This is a genomic window from Erwinia sp. V90_4, assembly GCF_029967685.1.
GTDB lineage: Bacteria > Pseudomonadota > Gammaproteobacteria > Enterobacterales > Enterobacteriaceae > Erwinia > Erwinia aphidicola.
In genome coordinates this window covers 1-17,831 of sequence record NZ_JASCAQ010000069.1, presented here as the reverse complement: position 1 = coordinate 17,831, position 17,831 = coordinate 1, and the positions used below count along the sequence as shown (strand labels likewise).

At 56.9% G+C, this 17,831-nt stretch carries 16 protein-coding genes; 8 read left to right on the top strand and 8 right to left on the bottom strand.

Going from position 1 to position 17,831, the window contains the following annotated elements:
* The first annotated feature begins 46 nt into the window (after nt 1-46).
* The 3 genes from QLG07_RS22540 to QLG07_RS22530 all read left to right on the top strand — a co-directional run bounded on the left by QLG07_RS22540 (nt 47) and on the right by QLG07_RS22530 (nt 2,743).
* Complete coding sequence (locus QLG07_RS22540; RefSeq protein ID WP_282470191.1) at nt 47-766, top strand: LuxR family transcriptional regulator; 720 nt, start codon at nt 47-49, stop codon at nt 764-766.
* Nucleotides 767-930: 164 nt separating this feature from the next.
* Nucleotides 931-1,185: a helix-turn-helix transcriptional regulator gene (locus tag QLG07_RS22535; RefSeq protein WP_282470190.1), complete on the top strand. Its 255-nt coding sequence runs from the start codon at nt 931-933 to the stop codon at nt 1,183-1,185.
* Nucleotides 1,186-2,107: 922 nt separating this feature from the next.
* The gene (locus QLG07_RS22530; protein WP_282470189.1) at nt 2,108-2,743 is read left to right on the top strand and encodes a LysE family transporter; all 636 of its coding nucleotides are present in this window, start codon (nt 2,108-2,110) and stop codon (nt 2,741-2,743) included.
* On the opposite strand, the gene QLG07_RS22525 is transcribed toward QLG07_RS22530, so the two are convergent.
* The 3 genes from QLG07_RS22525 to QLG07_RS22515 all read right to left on the bottom strand — a co-directional run bounded on the left by QLG07_RS22525 (nt 2,730) and on the right by QLG07_RS22515 (nt 5,137).
* A complete protein-coding gene (locus tag QLG07_RS22525) occupies nt 2,730-3,500 on the bottom strand; it encodes an AraC family transcriptional regulator (RefSeq protein ID WP_048917818.1) in 771 nt (256 codons plus the stop codon). The genes QLG07_RS22530 and QLG07_RS22525 overlap by 14 nt on opposite strands.
* A gap of 33 nt (nt 3,501-3,533) precedes the next feature.
* Nucleotides 3,534-4,106 carry a manganese efflux pump MntP gene (gene mntP, locus QLG07_RS22520; protein ID WP_048917819.1) on the bottom strand — a complete coding sequence of 191 codons (573 nt, stop codon included), beginning with the start codon at nt 4,104-4,106 and terminating at the stop codon, nt 3,534-3,536.
* Nucleotides 4,107-4,540: 434 nt separating this feature from the next.
* The gene (locus QLG07_RS22515) at nt 4,541-5,137 is read right to left on the bottom strand and encodes a short chain dehydrogenase (RefSeq protein ID WP_187497581.1); all 597 of its coding nucleotides are present in this window, start codon (nt 5,135-5,137) and stop codon (nt 4,541-4,543) included.
* A 101-nt stretch (nt 5,138-5,238) separates the two neighbouring features.
* Here QLG07_RS22515 and QLG07_RS22510 point away from each other — a divergent pair, with 101 nt between their 5' ends.
* Together QLG07_RS22510 and QLG07_RS22505 are read left to right on the top strand one after the other, a co-directional pair.
* Complete coding sequence (locus tag QLG07_RS22510; protein ID WP_048917821.1) at nt 5,239-6,126, top strand: LysR family transcriptional regulator; 888 nt, start codon at nt 5,239-5,241, stop codon at nt 6,124-6,126.
* A gap of 60 nt (nt 6,127-6,186) precedes the next feature.
* Nucleotides 6,187-6,429, top strand: coding sequence for a DUF1158 family protein (locus QLG07_RS22505; protein WP_048917822.1), 243 nt, complete (start codon nt 6,187-6,189; stop codon nt 6,427-6,429).
* A 198-nt stretch (nt 6,430-6,627) separates the two neighbouring features.
* Here the strand turns inward: QLG07_RS22505 and mgtA are convergent, their stop codons facing one another.
* From mgtA to QLG07_RS22490, 3 genes are all read right to left on the bottom strand, one after another.
* A complete protein-coding gene (mgtA, locus tag QLG07_RS22500) occupies nt 6,628-9,309 on the bottom strand; it encodes a magnesium-translocating P-type ATPase (RefSeq protein ID WP_282470188.1) in 2,682 nt (893 codons plus the stop codon).
* A 191-nt stretch (nt 9,310-9,500) separates the two neighbouring features.
* The gene (locus tag QLG07_RS22495) at nt 9,501-10,199 is read right to left on the bottom strand and encodes an MgtC family protein (RefSeq protein WP_048917824.1); all 699 of its coding nucleotides are present in this window, start codon (nt 10,197-10,199) and stop codon (nt 9,501-9,503) included.
* 569 nt (nt 10,200-10,768) lie between these two features.
* Nucleotides 10,769-10,897, bottom strand: a complete 129-nt coding sequence (locus QLG07_RS22490) for a hypothetical protein (protein WP_282470187.1) — start codon at nt 10,895-10,897, stop codon at nt 10,769-10,771.
* Between the two features lie 60 nt (nt 10,898-10,957).
* Between QLG07_RS22490 and QLG07_RS22485 the strand changes: the two genes are divergently transcribed.
* Entirely contained in the window at nt 10,958-12,286 is a 1,329-nt protein-coding gene (locus QLG07_RS22485) for an MFS transporter (RefSeq protein WP_133622435.1), read from the top strand.
* Between the two features lie 104 nt (nt 12,287-12,390).
* Here QLG07_RS22485 and QLG07_RS22480 read toward each other — a convergent pair whose 3' ends face one another.
* Both QLG07_RS22480 and pdeH read right to left on the bottom strand, forming a co-directional pair.
* A complete protein-coding gene (locus QLG07_RS22480) occupies nt 12,391-14,448 on the bottom strand; it encodes an AsmA family protein (RefSeq protein ID WP_282470186.1) in 2,058 nt (685 codons plus the stop codon).
* A 61-nt stretch (nt 14,449-14,509) separates the two neighbouring features.
* Nucleotides 14,510-15,283: a cyclic-guanylate-specific phosphodiesterase gene (gene pdeH / locus QLG07_RS22475; protein ID WP_133622433.1), complete on the bottom strand. Its 774-nt coding sequence runs from the start codon at nt 15,281-15,283 to the stop codon at nt 14,510-14,512.
* A 285-nt stretch (nt 15,284-15,568) separates the two neighbouring features.
* Here pdeH and QLG07_RS22470 point away from each other — a divergent pair, with 285 nt between their 5' ends.
* Both QLG07_RS22470 and QLG07_RS22465 read left to right on the top strand, forming a co-directional pair.
* The gene (locus QLG07_RS22470) at nt 15,569-16,501 is read left to right on the top strand and encodes a sugar kinase (RefSeq protein ID WP_133622432.1); all 933 of its coding nucleotides are present in this window, start codon (nt 15,569-15,571) and stop codon (nt 16,499-16,501) included.
* A gap of 374 nt (nt 16,502-16,875) precedes the next feature.
* On the top strand, nt 16,876-17,751 hold the full coding sequence (locus QLG07_RS22465; protein WP_048917829.1) for an alpha/beta hydrolase: 876 nt from the start codon (nt 16,876-16,878) through the stop codon (nt 17,749-17,751).
* Nucleotides 17,752-17,831: the final 80 nt, after the last annotated feature.

The following is a 17,831-nucleotide window of genomic DNA, read 5'->3' as shown; positions in this document are numbered from 1 at the left end:
AGGTGCCAATTTCTTTAAAACGCTAAAGACAAGGACGCTGAAAACCATGATATATAAAGATAACCAGCAAATTGATGATATTGTCAAAAGCTTTATCCAACGTAAGTTAAACAGATTTTATGATTTTACCTATTCCTACCTGGCAATTAACAAAAAAGACCCCAGTAAAATAAAGATAATTTCAAATTACCCTCTTGAATGGATTGAGTTATATAAAAAAAACAAATTTCATCATATTGACCCTATTGTTCTTTCATCTTTAAATAGAATTACACCATTCTCATGGGATGAGAACCTAAATATTAAATCAGGCATTATTTTTAATTCATCCAAAAAATTCAACATTCAACATGGATTTACTTTTGTATTACATGACTCATATGATAACTTAGCTCTGCTATCCTTGCTTATAAAAAAAGACGAGAGTTATGACTTAGAAGCTATTATTGAAGAGAACAAAGATAAGATTCAGATGGTTATTTTAAATTCACATGATAAGATATTGTCTTTATATAGAGAGAGCTTAGAAATCAATTGTATTAATACTTCTCAAAAAACCATGCTATCTCAAAGAGAGAACGATATTCTCTACTGGTCTAGCATAGGTAAAACCTATCAGGATATAGCACTGATTCTTGATATTAAAGTTTGCACTGTAAAACTTCATATGAGTAAAGTTGTGAAGAAACTAGGAGTGCTCAATGCTAAACACGCCATACGTTTAGGGATTGAATTAAACATAATAATTACCCCCTGGAATGTCTAAAATTACAACATAGCCCCAACCTCGCACTTAGGTCTATCAGTAAACTAGACCTTAGTATAGGTGTATTGCTTCCCTGAAACCCATATCCTTCCTATAGGTTTGTCTTATCCAACTTTGTATTATGTAAAAATTATTTATAAATAATACATTACCCAGGATATAAAGTGATCAGAAAAAAAGACTGGCACAGGGCAGATATCATGGCTGCCGTCAGAAAAAAACATCATTCGCTCGCTGCATTGTCCAGAGAAAATGGTCTCTGTTCTGCAACGTTAGCCAATGCGCTGTCACGCCCCTGGATTAAAGGTGAGGAGATCATCGCCAGAGCGATCGGAGTGGAGGCTAAAGAAATTTGGCCATCGCGATATATTAATGAAAAGGGTGAATCAATTAAACGTGCGCGGAAAATTATCCCCTAAGTTTAGTGCAAACCAGGCAGACCGGAAAAGAGGGTCCGCCCCTACAACGATAGAGCAGCCCAGCCGTAGGGGTCAACCACTGAGGTATCCCCACAAAAATTGATTTGAGTATTGTTGCGGGATGACAGGAGCCCGGTTTCAGGGGGGAGGGCTGCTCTCTGCACCGGCATGAATACCTCCTTGCACCGAAAGCGGCAGCGTTGCGGTTTGAAAGCCACAGCGAGCATGATGCGAGTGGGGGATGAGCACGGCCTGAGGTAAGCCGGACGTCACGCGGCAGGGATGCCGCGTGCCGAGGCCCGCAGGGAGCGTCTTTTGCCGTTCCGGCGTGCTCAGGCTGCGCTCAGACCGGTTAGCGGACGTTTAGCGATGAAAGTGATTTCTGGGGATACCTCAAGGTTCGACCATTTTTTTCGCTCGACCTGTAAAATCCGGTGACAGCGCTCTGACAGAACGTCACCTTTTCTCAGCATGAAGTCGTGATGAATTTTTTGTGGTGCGCGGAGGAAGCGGTGGAGGTGATAAGCCCCGGTCAATCCGTGACCGAAGTTATCGAGGGTTTTCGATTGCTGCCGGGCTCAGAGTACTGCGCCTGGCGGTACGTGTTTGAAGGTATCGACATAGATGCGAAACACGTATTTAAAGAATTTTTTCATGGGGTCCGCTTGTAACTTTTGTTGAATTACGCAAAAAAATTATACAACCAGCGCGTTTTTCAGGCAATGAATTTTGAAGCAGATCACACTTTCGACTTTTAGTATGTCAGGAAAAAGTTAAACCTTCCCTAAACGAGCCGCTGCGCTTAGCGATTTCTCCGCGTGATTAGCGGAGCAGTTTACTGCCCGCCTGCGCAATATTTTCCAATATTTCCCTCTCAGCGCGGGTGATAATCTGCCTCTTTTTCATGCTGGATCGGACGCCAATGCCCTTCTCTAACGGTTTTTTACTCAGTCTTTCTCTCTGCCTCGACATTGGCATCGCCAATATCGCGATGATCACACTGGCGATGCAGCGCGGTTTTTTTCACGGCCTGTGGCTGGGGATCGGCACCTGCATTGGCGATCTGATCTACGCGATCCTCGCAATGGCCGGAATGGCGGTGCTGTTGCAGTTCACCCCGGTGCGCTGGGTGCTGTGGATTGGCGGTTCGCTGATCCTGCTGTGGTTTGCCTGGAAGATGGTGCAGAGCGCGCTCAAGCCTGCTACGTCACTTAGCGTCGGTGATATTGGCGAAGCGCTGAGCATCCGCCAGAACTTTTTGCGCGGCATCTTCCTGGCGATGTCATCACCAACGGCGATCCTGTGGTTTGCCGCCGTGGGCGGCGCGCTGATTTCGCGCATGGGCAGCGGCAGCACGGCGGATTCCGGCTGGTTTTTAGGCGGCTTCTTTCTGGCGGGCGTCAGCTGGTCAGTGATGCTGTGCGCGGTCGGCAGCATTGGCGGGCGCATGCTCGGGGCGAAAATGCTGCGCTGGTCGTATATCGCTTCGGCAGCGATCTTCTGCTACTTCGCGGGATATGTGATTGTTTCCGGCTATCACGAGTTTATCGGCGGATAAGGCGCAGGTATTGATGCGGCGTGATGCCCATCATTTTACGGAAGCTGTTAATAAAGTGGCTCTGATCGTAGAAGCCCAGCCGGTGCGCCACCTCCAGCGTGCCGTGCTGATGGCGCAGCAGATTGCGCGCCGCCAGCAAGCGCAGCTGCATATGGTACTGCAACGGCGCAATGCCCATCTGCTGACGAAACTGACGCACGAAGTGGAATTTGCTCAGCCCGGCAGCGGCGGCCAGCTGGTCCAGCGTCAGTTTGCTGGTCAGGTTATCGCGCATACACTCCAGCGCCTGGCCCAGCGACTCCGGGGCCGATGACAGCGCTTCATCCCGGCTATATTTCAGCAGCTGGCTGGTCAGCCACAGCAGGTTTTGCTGCTGCACCTCCTGCTCCTGCGGCGACTGCGCAAAGCCACAGATTGCGGCAAACAGCTGGGGATCGCGCAGCACCCCTTCCCGCAGGATCGGCGGCGCACGATCGGCGAGATCGGCAAACACCTGCTGCGGCAGGTGCACGCTGAAAAACTCGACCGGACGATCGCCAAACTGCGAGGCCTGTAAAGTTTCGGGGTTGTAGAGGGTGATTTCCCCGGCGTGGACCGACAGGGTTTGCTGATGCAGGCTGAGCTGTTCAACGCCGCTGAGATTGGCACTGATTACATACTCTTCGTGCGTGTGCAGCGGGAAAGCCGCATTGCGGGCGGTGAGGTGCGCGCACTCAATCTGATTGTGGCTGTTCCAGTTAACGACCGATAACGCCATATCCGCTCCGCTGCGCGCTGAAAGGGCGGAGGATTAACTCATCAGCCCAAGGTGTTCAACCAGAATACTCGAACCGATACCGATCAGCACCACGCCGCCGAAAATTTCTGCCCATTTGCCCATCACCGGGCCAAGGAAGCGGCCGAGAAGGATACCCGCGGTCGCCATAATCATGGTCGAGGCGCCAATCGCCAGCGCGGTAGTGACGATATTGACCTGCAGGAACGCCAGGCCAACGCCCACCGCCATCGCATCAAGACTGGTGGCGACTGCGGTACAGACCAGCAGCCAGAAACCGTGACGGGTTGGCGCTTCTTCCGGCTCCTGTTCTTTTTTACGCAAGCCTTCAACGATCATACGGCTGCCTAAAATAAACAGCAGGCCGAATGCGACCCAGTGATCCCACGCCATCACGTATTGACTGGCGGCAAGGCCAATAGCCCAGCCAATCAGCGGCGTCAGCGCTTCAATCACGCCGAAAATCAGACCGGTGCGCAGTGCTTCTTTCAGGGTCGGACGATGCAGGCTGGCACCTTTGCCAATTGCCGCTGCGAAAGCGTCCATCGACATGCCGAAAGCGAGAATCAGGGTGGCGTATAGGTTCATTGTATTTATCCCGGTCTGAAGCGACGGGTGCGTTCCAAATCGTTAAAACATCAGCTTATGTCGGAAAAATAACCACAAGCCAGCTCAAGTGAAACGCATCCTAGCACGCAAATGGTCAGAAAAAAAGACAGTAAAATCAGGGATTTGAGTATAGCCTCGGCTATACTTTTTAACAGCGGCTATTTTAGACAGGGATTTTAAAGCGGAAACTGTAAAAGAATTACCGTCTTACAAAAAGAGTAGGGATATACACCCCTGAAGGCGTTGGGGGATATTTCGCCCGTTTAAGACGCCAGTATCCCCTCAAATCTATGGCCTAAAGAGTTGGCGCTGAATCAAGGCGGCAAATAACCCATCCCGATGAGCTTACCTAAGTAAGTGATTCGGGTAAGTGCATGCAGCCAACGCAGAGACAGCGTCAAGGTTGACGGGCATTACCAGACGCGGTAAACGCGCCCCGTCTCATTGCCATCGACGCTGCGGCGATAGGCTAACGCCACGCGGCTGGCCGGGGCACTTTCAAATCCGGGGAAGAACGGACCGTAGCTCTCCAGCGATTCGGTTAATACCGTCGGGCTGACGGCGTTGATGCGCAGGCCGTTTAGCTCATTGGCCGCTGCCAGCACGAAGCCTTCCAGCGCCGCATTGACCGCGGTGGCATTGACGCCGGTACGGATCGGCTGCTGCGCCAGGATGCCGCTGGTCAGGGTAAAGGAGCCGCCCGGGTTAACGAACGCTTTGCCGATCAGCACCAGGCGCACCTGGCCCATCAGCTTATCCTGCAGCCCGCTGTCGAACTGCGCGCTGGTCATTTCGCCCAGCGGACCGAAGTGCACGCCGCCGGTGGCGGAAATCACCGCATCGACCTTCCCCGTCCTGGCAAACAGCGCTTTCACACTCTCTTCACGGGTCAGGTCGACCTGGAAATCGCCCTGGGTTTTTCCCACGCGGATCACCTGATGGTCACGGCTCAGTTCGTTCACGATGCTCTGGCCGACGGTACCGGATGCGCCAATCACTAAAATTTTCATCTGTTCTCTCCTCATAGGTGCGGTTGAGGGATTGTCGCGCAGTGCAGAGCCGGGATAAATGCGCGATACTTTCGGGAACTCCTAACCCAGGGTTTGTAATCATGGATAAATTACGCAGTATTGAAGCCTTTATCTGCGCGGTCGACAGCGGCAACTTCAGCGAGGCAGCGCGGCGGCTGGATATCACCGCCGTGATGGTCGGCAAGCATGTGCGCCAGCTGGAGAGCGCGCTCGATACCCGCCTGCTGCAGCGCAATACCCGGCGCCAGAACCTGACGGAAGCGGGCGAGAGCTACTACCGGCAGTGCAAACAGGCGCTGCTGCAGCTGCGAGTGGCGGAAGAGAGCGTGGAGAATATGAAGCGCACGCCGTCCGGGCTGCTGCGCATCAGCGCGCCGCTCAACCTTGGGGCCAGTGCGGTGGCTGCAGTGGTCGCCCGCTACCAGGCGCGTTACCCGCAGGTGAAGATCGAGCTGGATCTCAACGACAACTTCGTCGATCTGATCGCCGAAGGGTTTGATTTCGCCCTGCGCGTGGGCAGCCTGAAAAATGCCGAACCGCTGGTTGCCCAGAAGCTCGGGGATTATCAGATGGTGGTGTGCGCCGCGCCGGAATATCTGGCGCAGCACGGTACGCCGCAAACGCCAGAGGCGCTTTATCAGCACCGCTGCCTGTGCAATATGGCGTGGAATAAGGGCAATGCCTGGCGGCTGGGTGAGGTGCAGTGGCCGACCGACGGCAGCTTTATCTGTAACGATGGCCAGGCGCTGCGCCAGGCAGCGCTGGCCGGGGCCGGATTGATTCTGCAGCCGCATATTCTGCTGGCGGAAGATATTGCAGCGGGCCGGCTGGTGCCGCTGCTGCGCGAGTGGCAGCAGAGCAGCCGCCCGATCCATCTGCTGTGGCGCCAGGATCTCAGCCCGTCAGAGAAGCGCAGCAGCTTTGTCAGCTGGATGCGCGAACAGCTGCCGCTGGCGCTGGCCGTTTAAAGGTTGAACCGCGGGCATCGATGGCTGAAAATAGCCGCAACTCGCTGACACGGAACCGTGATGAAAAATCCATTTTTAACCTTTTTGATGCCGATGAGTACGCTGATGCTCGGCTTTCTTTCGGCGTTGCTGCTGCCTGCACCGGCATTTGGCCTGACGCTGACGCGTAAACTGGTGGAGATGTTCCATCTGGCGGATATCAGCCAGCTGTATACGCTGGTGTACTGCCTGTGGTTTTTACTGCTGGGCGCGCTGGAGTATTATGTGATTCGTTTTATTTATCTGCGGTTTATCCGCCCTTAACGTCAAGGGTCGGGCATGCCCGACCCCTACGCTTAGGTTCACTGGATTGCTGTAGGGGCGGACCTTATTTTCGGTCCGCCCGCTCGGGCGACTCAGCCGCTAAAAATCATCGCCAACCCGCTGGAAAAAATCAGCAGGCCGACAAAAAACAGCACGATAGCGGTGACTGCATTGTCTTTTTTCACCACTGTTTCCCCCTCAGAACCACTGGCCGAAACGGCGGATATACAGGCGCTTCATGCCCTGCGTCAGCAGGCAGTAGCCGAGCAGCGTGGCCAGCAGCCATGGGAAGTAGTTCCACGGTAATGGCACCAGCCCAACGGCGTGACCCAGCGGTGAGAACGGGATCATGATGCCGAGAATCATCACCAGCCCGGTGGCCAGCATCACCGGCAGCGCAGCGCGGCTCTGGATAAACGGGATCTTCTGGGTGCGCAACATATGCACCACCAGCGTCTGCGACAGCAGCCCTTCAACAAACCAGCCGGACTGGAACAGCGCCTGCATTTCAACGCTGTTTGCCGCAAACACATACCACATCAGGCAGAAAGTCGAGATATCGAAGATCGACGACGTCGGTCCCATCCACAGCATAAAGCGCCCGATGTTCTTCGCATCCCACTTACGCGGCTTGCGCAGGAACTCTTTGTCCATTTTGTCCCACGGCAGCGCCAGCTGTGACAGGTCGTACATCAGGTTCTGCAGCAGCAGATGGATTGCCAGCATCGGCAGGAACGGAATAAACGCGCTGGCAACCAGCACCGAGAACACGTTGCCGAAGTTAGAGCTGGCGGTCATGTTCAGGTACTTGATGATATTACCGAAGGTCTCGCGCCCCTTAATCACCCCCTGTTCCAGCACCATCAGGCTTTTTTCCAGCAGGATGATATCCGCTGACTCTTTGGCGATATCGGTGGCGCTGTCAACGGAGATCCCGATGTCCGCCGCACGCAGCGCGGGCGCATCGTTGATGCCGTCACCGAGGAAGCCGACGGTGTGGCCATTGCTCTGCAAAGCCTGCAGAACGCGGGTTTTCTGCTGCGGGCTGAGGCGGCAGAACAGCGTTCTCTGCTCCACCAGCCGCGCCAGCTCGGCATCGCTGATGCGTGAGATTTCACTGCCGCACAGCGGGTCGCCCGGCTCCAGCCCGACTTCCCGGCAGATCTTACTGGTGATAATCGCGTTATCTCCGGTCAGAATCTTCACCGTGACGCCATTTTCATGCAGCGCAGCAATCGCCGCGGCCGCACTCTCTTTCGGCGGGTCGAGGAACGTCAGCAGGCCAGTGATGACCAGATCACGTTCATCGGCCGCGCACAGCGGCTGAGTTAGTGCATGCTCACTTACATTGCGCGACGCGACCAGCAGCACGCGGAAGCCCTGCTGGTTATACTCTTCCGCCAGCAGCTGCACCTTAAGACGCGCGGCATCATCCAGCGGACGTACTTCCCCCGCATCCAGCCAGAAAGAGGAGACTGCCAGCATCTCATCCACTGCACCTTTGCAGATCAGCAGCTGCTTTTGCTCGTCGGCCACCAGCACCGACAGGCGGCGGCGTTCGAAATCAAACGGCAGCTCGTCGATTTTGCGATAGCGCCACAGCCCGCTAACCGACTGATTTCCCTGGCTGAAGCCGAGAATCGCCTTATCCATCAGATTTTTAACACCGGTCTGATGGCGGCTGTTAAGCCACGCCTGTTGCAGCACGCGCTCATCGCGCTGCCCCTGCAGGTTAAGGTGCTGAGCCAGAATAATCCGGTCCTGAGTCAGGGTGCCAGTTTTATCGCTGCATAGCACGTCCATCGCCCCAAAGTTCTGGATAGCATTCAGTCGCTTAACCACCACTTTGCGTTTTGACAGCGCAATCGCCCCCTTCGCCAGGTTTGAACTGACGATCATCGGCAGCATTTCCGGCGTCAGGCCGACCGCCACCGCCAGTGCAAACAGCAGCGCATCGCTCCAGTCGCCTTTGGTGTAGCCGTTGATCAGCAGAACAATTGGCACCATTACCAGCATAAAGCGGATCAGCAGCCAGCTGACACTGTTGACGCCTCTGTCGAAGGAGGTTTGTGGGCGCTCACCTACTAATGACTTCGCCAGCGAACCAAACCAGGTCTGGCTGCCGGTCGCAACCACCACCGCCGTGGCGCTGCCGCTGGCGACGTTGGTGCCCATCAGGCAGATCCCCGGCTGGCTCAGCAGCTCCTGCTCGTCAATCTCTGCCGCCTGATTGGCCGCCAGCGACTGGCTGTGGGTGTCGTACTTTTCAATCGGCAGGGCTTCGCCGCTCAGCGCCGCCTGGCTGACGAACAGATCGCGGGAGGCCAGCAGCCGCACATCAGCGGGGATCATATCCCCGGCGGAGAGCATCACGATATCGCCCGGTACTACCTGCTGCAGCGGCACTTCCATGCTGACCGCTTCGCTGTCGGCGTGGCTGCGGCGCAGCACCGTGGCGGTGGTGCTGACCAGCGATTTCAGCGCTTCCGCCGCTTTGTTGGTGCGGTACTCCTGCCAGAAACGCAGCAGCCCGCTCAGGCTGACCATGATCAGCATGATGATCACGCCGGTCAGGTCAGTCTCTTCCCCTCTACGCGCGGGTAGCAGGTAGTCGGTAAAGAAGCTGATGGCAGCCAGCACCATCAGAACCCAGATAAATGGGTTGTTAAACGCCTGCAGCAGCTGCACCAGTGCCGCCGGGGCCTTATCGCTGGCAACCTGGTTCGGGCCATAATGTTGCAGACGGGCTTCTGCATCTTCCTGGGTCAGTCCCTGACGCTGGGTATTAAGACGAGCCAGGGTGTTATCCAGGCTCTGGGTGGCCGCGCTGGCAATAGCCAGGTCACGCGCCATTTTCAGGTTGGCTTTATGCATTTTCATAGGCCAGCTCCCTTGAATGAGGTGTTTTTTACGCGCAGGAAACCGCTCCTGCGAACGAGGATTTTTTCATTATTCAGAGGGGGCGGAGCTGACAGGTGGGAGGGAACGAGCCTTAGTTGCCGTTATGCCTCCTCAGTTGCCACCGCCGCCTTTCTCGGGATGGAGGTTCTTTCATCGTGATGCTCCTTTAGTTAAGCCGTGATGGCCGGGGCGATTTGCCAGTGCACCGCACTGACGCTCTTTTCCAGGCTGATGCGGCAGACGATATTTTCGATTTCCCGCTGTGCGGCGGGGAATGCCATCACTTCGGCGCTCACTTCCAGGTGCCCGGGCCGGGCAATATCTGCGCTGTACAGCGACTGCAGGCGCAGCGCCATGCCGTTCAGTGCCTGGAGGATCAGCGTGCGCACCATAATTTCATCTTCGCTGCCGCAGACAATCTGAATGCGGTAGCGCTGTTCGGTTTCGTTATCCACCGCGCGCGGCTGCTTATTGATGCGCTGGGCCGCCTCGCGCAGCAGGATATTGGCGCACAGCAGCACCAGCGTGGCGGCCACCGCGTTGGTGAACTGACCGAGCCCGCACAGTACGCCGACCGCAGCGGAGCACCACAGCGTGGCGGCGGTATTAAGGCCGGAGATATTCACGCCCTGGCGCATAATCACCCCGGCACCAAGAAAGCCGATGCCGGAGACAATCTGGGCGGCAATACGCCCCGGGCTGTCCGGGGAAGTGCTGATTGAACTCAGAATAAAAATTGCTGCACCGGTCGCCACCAGCGCATTGGTGCGCAGGCCGGCCATGCGCTGACGCCACTGGCGTTCAGCACCGATAATCGCGCCCAGCGTTACCGCCAGGGCCAGATGCAGGATAAAAGGGGTCCATGTCATTTTCTCGTCCTCATTATCGTCTCACGACGGGAGTTGAGGTGCGCGCAGGCGCACCGGTTACGGGCTAATCAGCGCGTGAAACCGGGAGGAAACAGATGATGACGTTGTGGCGTAATCAGTAAACGGCGCATAAGCAATCCCTGTCCGGCAGTAAGCCTGGACGATATTCAGTATCAGATTACGGGATGCAACAGCTCTGGGGAGAGGTGGAACATGGCCCGCCGGTAAACGGCAGGCGCACAATAGGAGTAGGCCTGCCTTTATAACGTGTCAGTTACAGGGTGACTGTCCAATTGTGTGCTCCTGAGAAGAAAGTGGGCGAATTCTAAACCGCACAAGCAAAGTTGTAAACCTTGATAACTGTTTCCTGTCTAAACCTTTTATCAACGAGCGATGAATCTTCCCGGGCGGCCTGGCGAAACATCCCGTCATATCAGGCTACATCCTGATAATAAAATGGCGAAATAGCGGAATATGGGAAAACTCAGCCTGAAAACCAGTTGAAAATCGCGACCTCTGGCGATAATTCGCGCAAAAGACAGCATTTATCGCTGGGGGCTAACTTTTATTTAGCCTTTTTGCAGTGATTCCCGCCAGAAATAGTCGATTTCACCCTGCCATCTACGTGCAATTATCGCGTATTGAAAATTATCCACTTTTTGCCCGCCAGGCCCGGCGCGGCGGGGTTTTTTCACCATTGAATGCACCTTATGCTGTGCGTAAGATTCTGTGTTCACTTCTACTTATAAGAAACAATTATGCCAGCCTCAATCGCACCCGCTATCGCCACCGATCCCGACGCCACGCCCGTAAACTCACGCGGAAAAGTAGTGATTGCGTCGCTGGTCGGTACGGCTATCGAATTCTTCGATTTCTATATTTATGCCACTGCGGCAGTGATCGTCTTCCCGCATATCTTCTTCCCACAGGGCGATGCCACCGTGGCGACGCTACAGTCGCTGGCCACCTTTGCTATTGCCTTTGTTGCCCGCCCGATTGGCTCGGCGCTGTTTGGCCACTTTGGTGACCGCGTCGGGCGCAAAGTGACGCTGGTCGCATCCCTGCTGACCATGGGTATCTCCACCGTGGTGATCGGCCTGCTGCCGGGCTACGAGACGATTGGCGTCTTTGCCCCGCTGCTGCTGGCGCTGGCGCGCTTTGGTCAGGGTCTCGGACTTGGTGGTGAATGGGGCGGCGCGGCGCTGCTGGCGACGGAAAATGCCCCGGCGAAAAAGCGTGCGCTGTATGGCTCGTTCCCCCAGCTCGGTGCACCGATTGGCTTCTTCTTCGCCAACGGTACTTTCCTGCTGCTCTCCTGGCTGCTGACCGACGAGCAGTTTATGACCTGGGGCTGGCGCGTGCCGTTTATCCTTTCTGCGGTACTGGTGCTGATTGGCCTGTATGTGCGCGTCTCGCTGCATGAGTCGCCGGTATTTGCCAAAGCGCAGAAAGAGAAGAAGCAGGTAAAAGTCCCGATCGGCACCCTGCTGACCAAACATCTGGGCACCACGGTGATCGGCACGTTTATCATGCTGGCAACCTATACGCTGTTCTACATTATGACAGTGTACTCAATGACCTACGGCACCACGCCAGCGCCGAACGGGCTGGGGATCCCACGGAATTCCTTCCTGTGGATGCTGATGGTGGCGGTAATTGGCTTTGGCGTGATGGTGCCGATTGCCGGGATGCTGGCGGACCGCTTTGGCCGTCGCAAAACCATGATCGTGATTACGCTGCTGATTATCGCCTTTTCGCTGATCTTCCCGTCGATGCTGGGTTCTGGTAACCAGGCGCTGATTATGGCCTTCCTGCTGTGCGGGCTGAGCATTATGGGGCTGACCTTCGGCCCGATGGGCGCGCTGCTGCCGGAGCTGTTCCCGACCGAAGTGCGATATACCGGGGCGTCGTTCTCTTACAATCTGTCGTCGATTCTCGGGGCGTCAGTCGCGCCTTATATTGCCACCTGGCTGGCGCACACTTACGGCCTGTTCTACGTCGGCATTTACCTGGCCGCCATGGCCTGCCTGACGCTGATTGCGCTGATCCTGTGTAAAGAGACGCGCCACGAATCGCTGTTTGATTGATCCTGCCCCACGCACGGGTCGACCGGAAAAAATGGTCGACCCGTACAAAATTATCAGACTGCTGTCGGGGCTGACCCTCTTTTGCGGTCAGCCCGCTTCCCGGGTTATTTCCCTTTCATCTGCTGCAGCACGCGCGTGCACTGATTATCATCGTTATCGCTCGGTGAGATCAGCGCCAGCAGCGCGGCGGCCGGCGCCACCACGGCACCCAGCGCCACAGCGGCGGCACCACGGGCGATCAGCGGGCCAGCTTTTACCCCGGCATCCGGATTTTTAAAGGTGCCGCGCACGTACAGCGGCGAGCGCAGGGTAATAATCCTGATGCCCTTGCTGTCCGGGTTGATCGACAGATCCAGCCGCTCGTTGGCGAAGTTAGTGGTACCGGTAATATTGATAATCGCGTTTTCGGTATCAAAGATAAACAGCCGTGAGGACGCCAGGCCGTTGTTCACCTGCAGGTTAGCGGCGGCGCAGTTGATTTTCACCTCATCGTCGCCAAACAGCTTGCCGACCACGTAGTTCCCGACGTTCAGGCCGACAATCTCCATCAGGCTGCGGCTGATCAGGCCATCGTTCATCAGCAGCTTGAGCTCGCCGTTGCTGGTTGCCAGCAGGTCGGCCACCGAGTTACCCCGCCCGCTCAGCGTAGCGTCACCGTTCATCTGGCCGAGGGCGCTCTGCATCGCCTCGACGTCCGGGAACAGCTGGCGCAGCTTCAGATTGCGCGCGTGCAGATCGATGCGCCCGCGCATCGGCGATTTATCCCCTTCCAGATGCAGCGTGGCATTGAGATTACCGCCCGCCATGCCGAAGCGCAGCGGGTCGAGCAGCAGGTCGCCGTTTTTCAGGGTGAGATGAGTAGAAAGATCGCTGATCGGCAGCGAACTGCTGTGTTCTATGCGCTTGCCGCTGAACTTCACGTCGGCATCCATCACGTCCCAGCTTTTGGTATCAAACTTGTCGTGCGGCAGTACGCGGTCGGCAGGCTGGCTGGTAGCCTCGCCGCGCTTCGCCTTGGCCTGCTCGGTTTTCTCGCTGCCCTTGCCTGATTTGACGCCAATCAGCGGACCAAGGTCAGCCATGCGCAGCTGGCGGGATTCCAGCGCCCCTGCCAGTTTCGGGCGCGGTTTGCCCTGGGTGTAAGTGAGCGAGCCGTGAATATCGCTGTCGCCGATATGACCGTTAAAGTTCTGATAGCGGAACACCGGGCCGCCCTTCTGCTGGAAGCGCGCCGTCAGATGGCCGTCGGTCTCATACGGTGGCGTATCGGGCAGCAGAATGCCGGTCAGCCCATACAGGTTGGCCAGCGTATCGCCGGAGAAGCGCAGGCGGATATCCACGCCGCCGAGATTCATCGGATCCTGAATGGTGCCCGCGACGCGCACGCGGGTCGTGCCGTTACGCAGGTCGGCCTGGATCGGGAACGGCGTGGTCTGGCTGCGCAGCGACAGCATGCCGCCAATCTTGCCGTCTCCATTCAGCTTCTCGTTGTTATAGGTGCCGCTGGCGTGCCAGCCAAAGACGAAATCGGCGGCGCCCTGCTGCTTATCATCGCCGCCTGCCAGCTGCGCATACGGCACCGGTTTGCCCAGCGGGTCCACCGTCACCTGCACATCAGCTTTGTTGATCGCATCGCGATAGCCAATCTGCCCCTGGTCAAACGCGATATTATCGAGGCGGTAGGACCACGCTGACGGCGCGGCATCATCCTGCTTCTGGTCACTGCCAGCGAGGTTAAAGGTCCAGTTGTTTTTCTTATCGGCGGTCTGCACCAGCTTCGCTACCGGCTGCTGCAGCTTGATCCACGGCAGGTAAACCTGCTTGCCGAGCAGGGCCAGCGGGGAGATAGTGGCATCCACGCGCTGCAGATGCACCATCGTCACATCGGGGATTTCCGGCGGGTTGCCCAGCATAATATCCTGAGCATGAATGTGCGGCCACGGCACCCAGGAGCGCCAGCCCGGCTCGCTGCGGTTACGCTCCCACGCCACGCCAAGGTCGCCGCGAATGGCGAATGGGCGGTTGATCTCCGCCGACACTTTCTGGTTGATGGTCGGCTTAAGGCGATTCCAGTCAAAGGTGGCTATCACCACCACAATCACCACCACCAGCAACAACAAAATCCCGGCTATCCAGCTAATTATTTTCCCCGTACGCGACATTCGTCGTCTCCTTGTCGGCTTCCGTCTGCTGTAAAGATAGTCCAGACGACGGCAGAAGGCATCAGACAAGGTTTAGCGGCAGGCTCTCCAGCTGGTCAAACGGCAGCGGGCGGGCGAAGAAATAGCCTTGTGCGGCGCTGGCCGGGGAGTTACGCACCTGCTCCCACTCCTCTTCGGTCTCCACCCCTTCAACAATCACCCCTTTGCAGTAGCGATTGATCAGCGCCAGCAGCATGCCGAACAGGTTGCGCCCCTCTTCGCTCGCGCGCAGCAGGATAAACAGCTCGCGAGCCAGCTTGATGTAGTCGTACTTCAGCTCGGTCAGCGCCGAGAAGTTCGCCATGCCGCAGCCGAAATCGTCCAGCCACAGCGGGCCAAGCTCCGGCATCTGCGCGAAGATCGCATCCTGCGGCAGCACGTGGTGCTCGACCAGCTCAAAGCGCACCCACGGACAGCGCGCAATCAGCTGGCGAATCGTGCGGTTGTGCTGGATCTCCAGCAGCGTCGGGCCGTCGATATTGACCGAGGCCACAATCCTGGCGCTGACAAACTTATCTTCCCATTGCGCCAGCAGGTCGAGCTGCTCGGCGACGATTTGCAGGCGCTGGCTGATTTCCAGCGTGGCAAAGTAAAGCTCCGGCGACACTCTCTGGCTCGGCGCGGTGGGGTGAAACACCGCAGTGAGCAACTCAATTGCCATCAGGCTGCCGTCAACCCGGTAAATCGGTTGGAAGTTATAGGAACGCTGACACTGCTGCCAGTACCCCGGTTCTTTAAGCTGCTCTTGAACAACAATTGCGTTTGGTAGCCGGTGACTGAGGCTATTCAGCACCATTATTGTGACCCTTTATCTGTGAGACCGCCTTCATATGGCATCCCGTGTTGCAAGTATCGGCCACGGCCCTGAGAACTTTATCGGCATTACGGTCACGCCTCTGCGTTAAGTGTCACCGATATTCTGCCGCTTCAATCGCCAAAACAGGTGCCTTTTGGGGCGTTTTATCAGCAGTTGGTCACGGCTAAACCGCCATCACAATAAAAATAAAACGACGTTTTAAATCATTGACTGTTGCTCCGCGCCCGGCGAGACTGTGAGCAGATTTTTTATCGGGCGAAGACTATGACGCAGCAGAAACTGGCCGTGATCGGCGAATGTATGATTGAACTCTCCCAGCAGGGCCGCGAGATGAGCCGGGGTTTTGGCGGGGATACGCTTAATACGGCGGTGTATGTTGCCCGCCAGGTGGCCCGGCAGGCGCTGCGGGTGGATTACGTCACCGCACTCGGCACCGACAGCTTCAGCCGCGAGATGATCGCCGCCTGGCAGGCGGAAGCGCTGCACACCGGGCTTATCCAGCAGATGGACAACAAGCTACCGGGCCTGTACGTGATTGAAACCGATGCCCGCGGCGAGCGCACCTTTTACTACTGGCGCAATGACGCCGCCGCCCGCTACTGGCTGGACGGCGAACGGGCAGACGCCATCTGCCAGCAGCTGGCGCATTACGACTACCTCTACCTCAGCGGCATTAGCCTGGCTATCCTCAGCCCGTCAGCGCGCGAAAAACTGTTCGCGCTGCTCGCCGATTGCCGCGCCAACGGCGGCAAAATCATCTTCGACAATAACTATCGTCCGCGCCTGTGGCCGAGCCGGGAAGAGGCGCAGGCCGCCTACCGGGCGATGCTGACCGTTACCGATATTGCCTTCCTGACGCTGGATGATGAAACCCTGCTGTGGGGCGATGCGCCAGCATCCGCCGTGATTGCACGCACGCAGCAGGCCGGCGTGAGCGAAGTGGTGATCAAACGTGGAGCCGATGCCTGCCTGGTGGCCGTGGGTGATGAGCCGCTGCTGGAGGTGCCGGCGGTGCACCTGCCGCCGCAGGCGGTGGTGGATACCACGGCCGCCGGTGACTCCTTCAGCGCCGGCTATCTGGCGCTGCGGCTGACCGGAGGCAGCGCTGCCGATGCGGCCAAACGCGGTCACCTGACCGCCAGCACCGTGATCCAGCATCGCGGCGCCATCATTCCGCGCGCGGCGATGCCGGAATAATATTGCCAGGCGGCACACTCTGCCGCCTGACTTATTTACGCTGATTAACTCAAATTAATACTCCTCACAAACTCCTCTTCAACGCCTATTATTTACAACGTTTATTTATGGCTAAATAAACAGTTTGAGTTTAGAGAAATCTTGCAAAAAAACTAATGTAAGCGCGCGCTGAACCCAGGCGCGCTGCTGCCTGAGCGCCTGCAGCCCTGAAAATTGAGCATATTCTGAAACTGCCTGAAACGTGCGCGAAATAGTGGACGACAGCGACTGCAATCGGCAATGCTTCTGCTAATTAGGCCGTGACGGATATCCCGTTTATTTCTATTACGGCATCTACACTCTTATTTAAATGATAACAATAATCAGGAGCGCCCATGAAAGCTGAAATATTTAATCTCTGGCCCAACGGCGATGCGCCGGGGGCCAGCGACTCACGGGCGGAGCCAAAAATTATCGATCTGGCCACACAGTATGAACCATTTGATCGCGCCGCCAGCGGCGTGCGCTGCCCGGAGCTGGCAATCTGGTATCCCGAGCAGTCGAACGGTGTAACCCTGCTGGTGGCGCCCGGCGGTGGCTATGAGCGCATTATGATCGACAAGGAGGGCAGCGCGCTGGCGATGTTCTTTAATGCGATGGGCTACACGCTGGCAGTGATGACCTATCGCCTGCCCGCGGACGGCCACCATGAAGGTGCCGATGCGCCGCTGGCCGATGCCCAGCGCGCCGTGCGCGTGCTGCGTGAGCGCGCGCTACGCGGGCGCAACGGCGAGCGGATCGTGATGATGGGCTTCTCCGCCGGGGGCCACGTTGCCGCCAGCGCGGGGACGCGCTTTAACGAGAAGCTCTACCCGGTGCAGGATGCCGCCGATGCGCGCTCGCCGCGCCCGGATGCGCTGGTACTGATCTATCCGGTGATCAGCATGCGCGATGGCCTGGCGCACCGCGGCTCACGCCAGCAGCTGCTGGGGGAAAATCCGGGGCAGCAGGAGATTGACGCATACTCGATGGAGACGCGGGTCAGCGACAGGACGCCGCAAACGCTGCTGATCCACGCAGTGGATGATGAGTCGGTGCCGGTGAATAACAGCATGGTGATGTTCAGCGCGCTGCGCGAGCACAAGGTGCCGTGCGAGCTGCATTTCTATGAGAAAGGCGGCCACGGCTTCGGCATCCGCAACGTCGCCGACCTGCCGCTCGCCAGCTGGCCCATGCTGGTCAACGAATGGCTGCGCGCCCGTATCTGGTGATACAAACGGCAAAGCAACAGGTACGGGTCGACCCGTGGCGGTGATTCGCAATAACGGGCTGACCGAAAAAGAGGGTCAGC

Coding starts and splice junctions, on each gene's coding strand:
- QLG07_RS22480 (WP_282470186.1), bottom strand. CDS start 14,448: ATGTCGCGTACGGGGAAAATAATTAGCTGGATAGCCGGGATTTTGTTG.
- QLG07_RS22515 (WP_187497581.1), bottom strand. CDS start 5,137: ATGAAAATTTTAGTGATTGGCGCATCCGGTACCGTCGGCCAGAGCATC.
- mgtA (WP_282470188.1), bottom strand. CDS start 9,309: ATGAAAATGCATAAAGCCAACCTGAAAATGGCGCGTGACCTGGCTATT.
- QLG07_RS22495 (WP_048917824.1), bottom strand. CDS start 10,199: ATGACATGGACCCCTTTTATCCTGCATCTGGCCCTGGCGGTAACGCTG.
- QLG07_RS22465 (WP_048917829.1), top strand. CDS start 16,876: ATGAAAGCTGAAATATTTAATCTCTGGCCCAACGGCGATGCGCCGGGG.
- QLG07_RS22485 (WP_133622435.1), top strand. CDS start 10,958: ATGCCAGCCTCAATCGCACCCGCTATCGCCACCGATCCCGACGCCACG.
- QLG07_RS22490 (WP_282470187.1), bottom strand. CDS start 10,897: ATGGTGAAAAAACCCCGCCGCGCCGGGCCTGGCGGGCAAAAAGTGGAT.
- QLG07_RS22530 (WP_282470189.1), top strand. CDS start 2,108: ATGCCCTTCTCTAACGGTTTTTTACTCAGTCTTTCTCTCTGCCTCGAC.
- QLG07_RS22540 (WP_282470191.1), top strand. CDS start 47: ATGATATATAAAGATAACCAGCAAATTGATGATATTGTCAAAAGCTTT.
- pdeH (WP_133622433.1), bottom strand. CDS start 15,283: ATGGTGCTGAATAGCCTCAGTCACCGGCTACCAAACGCAATTGTTGTT.
- QLG07_RS22470 (WP_133622432.1), top strand. CDS start 15,569: ATGACGCAGCAGAAACTGGCCGTGATCGGCGAATGTATGATTGAACTC.
- QLG07_RS22505 (WP_048917822.1), top strand. CDS start 6,187: ATGAAAAATCCATTTTTAACCTTTTTGATGCCGATGAGTACGCTGATG.
- mntP (WP_048917819.1), bottom strand. CDS start 4,106: ATGAACCTATACGCCACCCTGATTCTCGCTTTCGGCATGTCGATGGAC.
- QLG07_RS22510 (WP_048917821.1), top strand. CDS start 5,239: ATGGATAAATTACGCAGTATTGAAGCCTTTATCTGCGCGGTCGACAGC.
- QLG07_RS22525 (WP_048917818.1), bottom strand. CDS start 3,500: ATGGCGTTATCGGTCGTTAACTGGAACAGCCACAATCAGATTGAGTGC.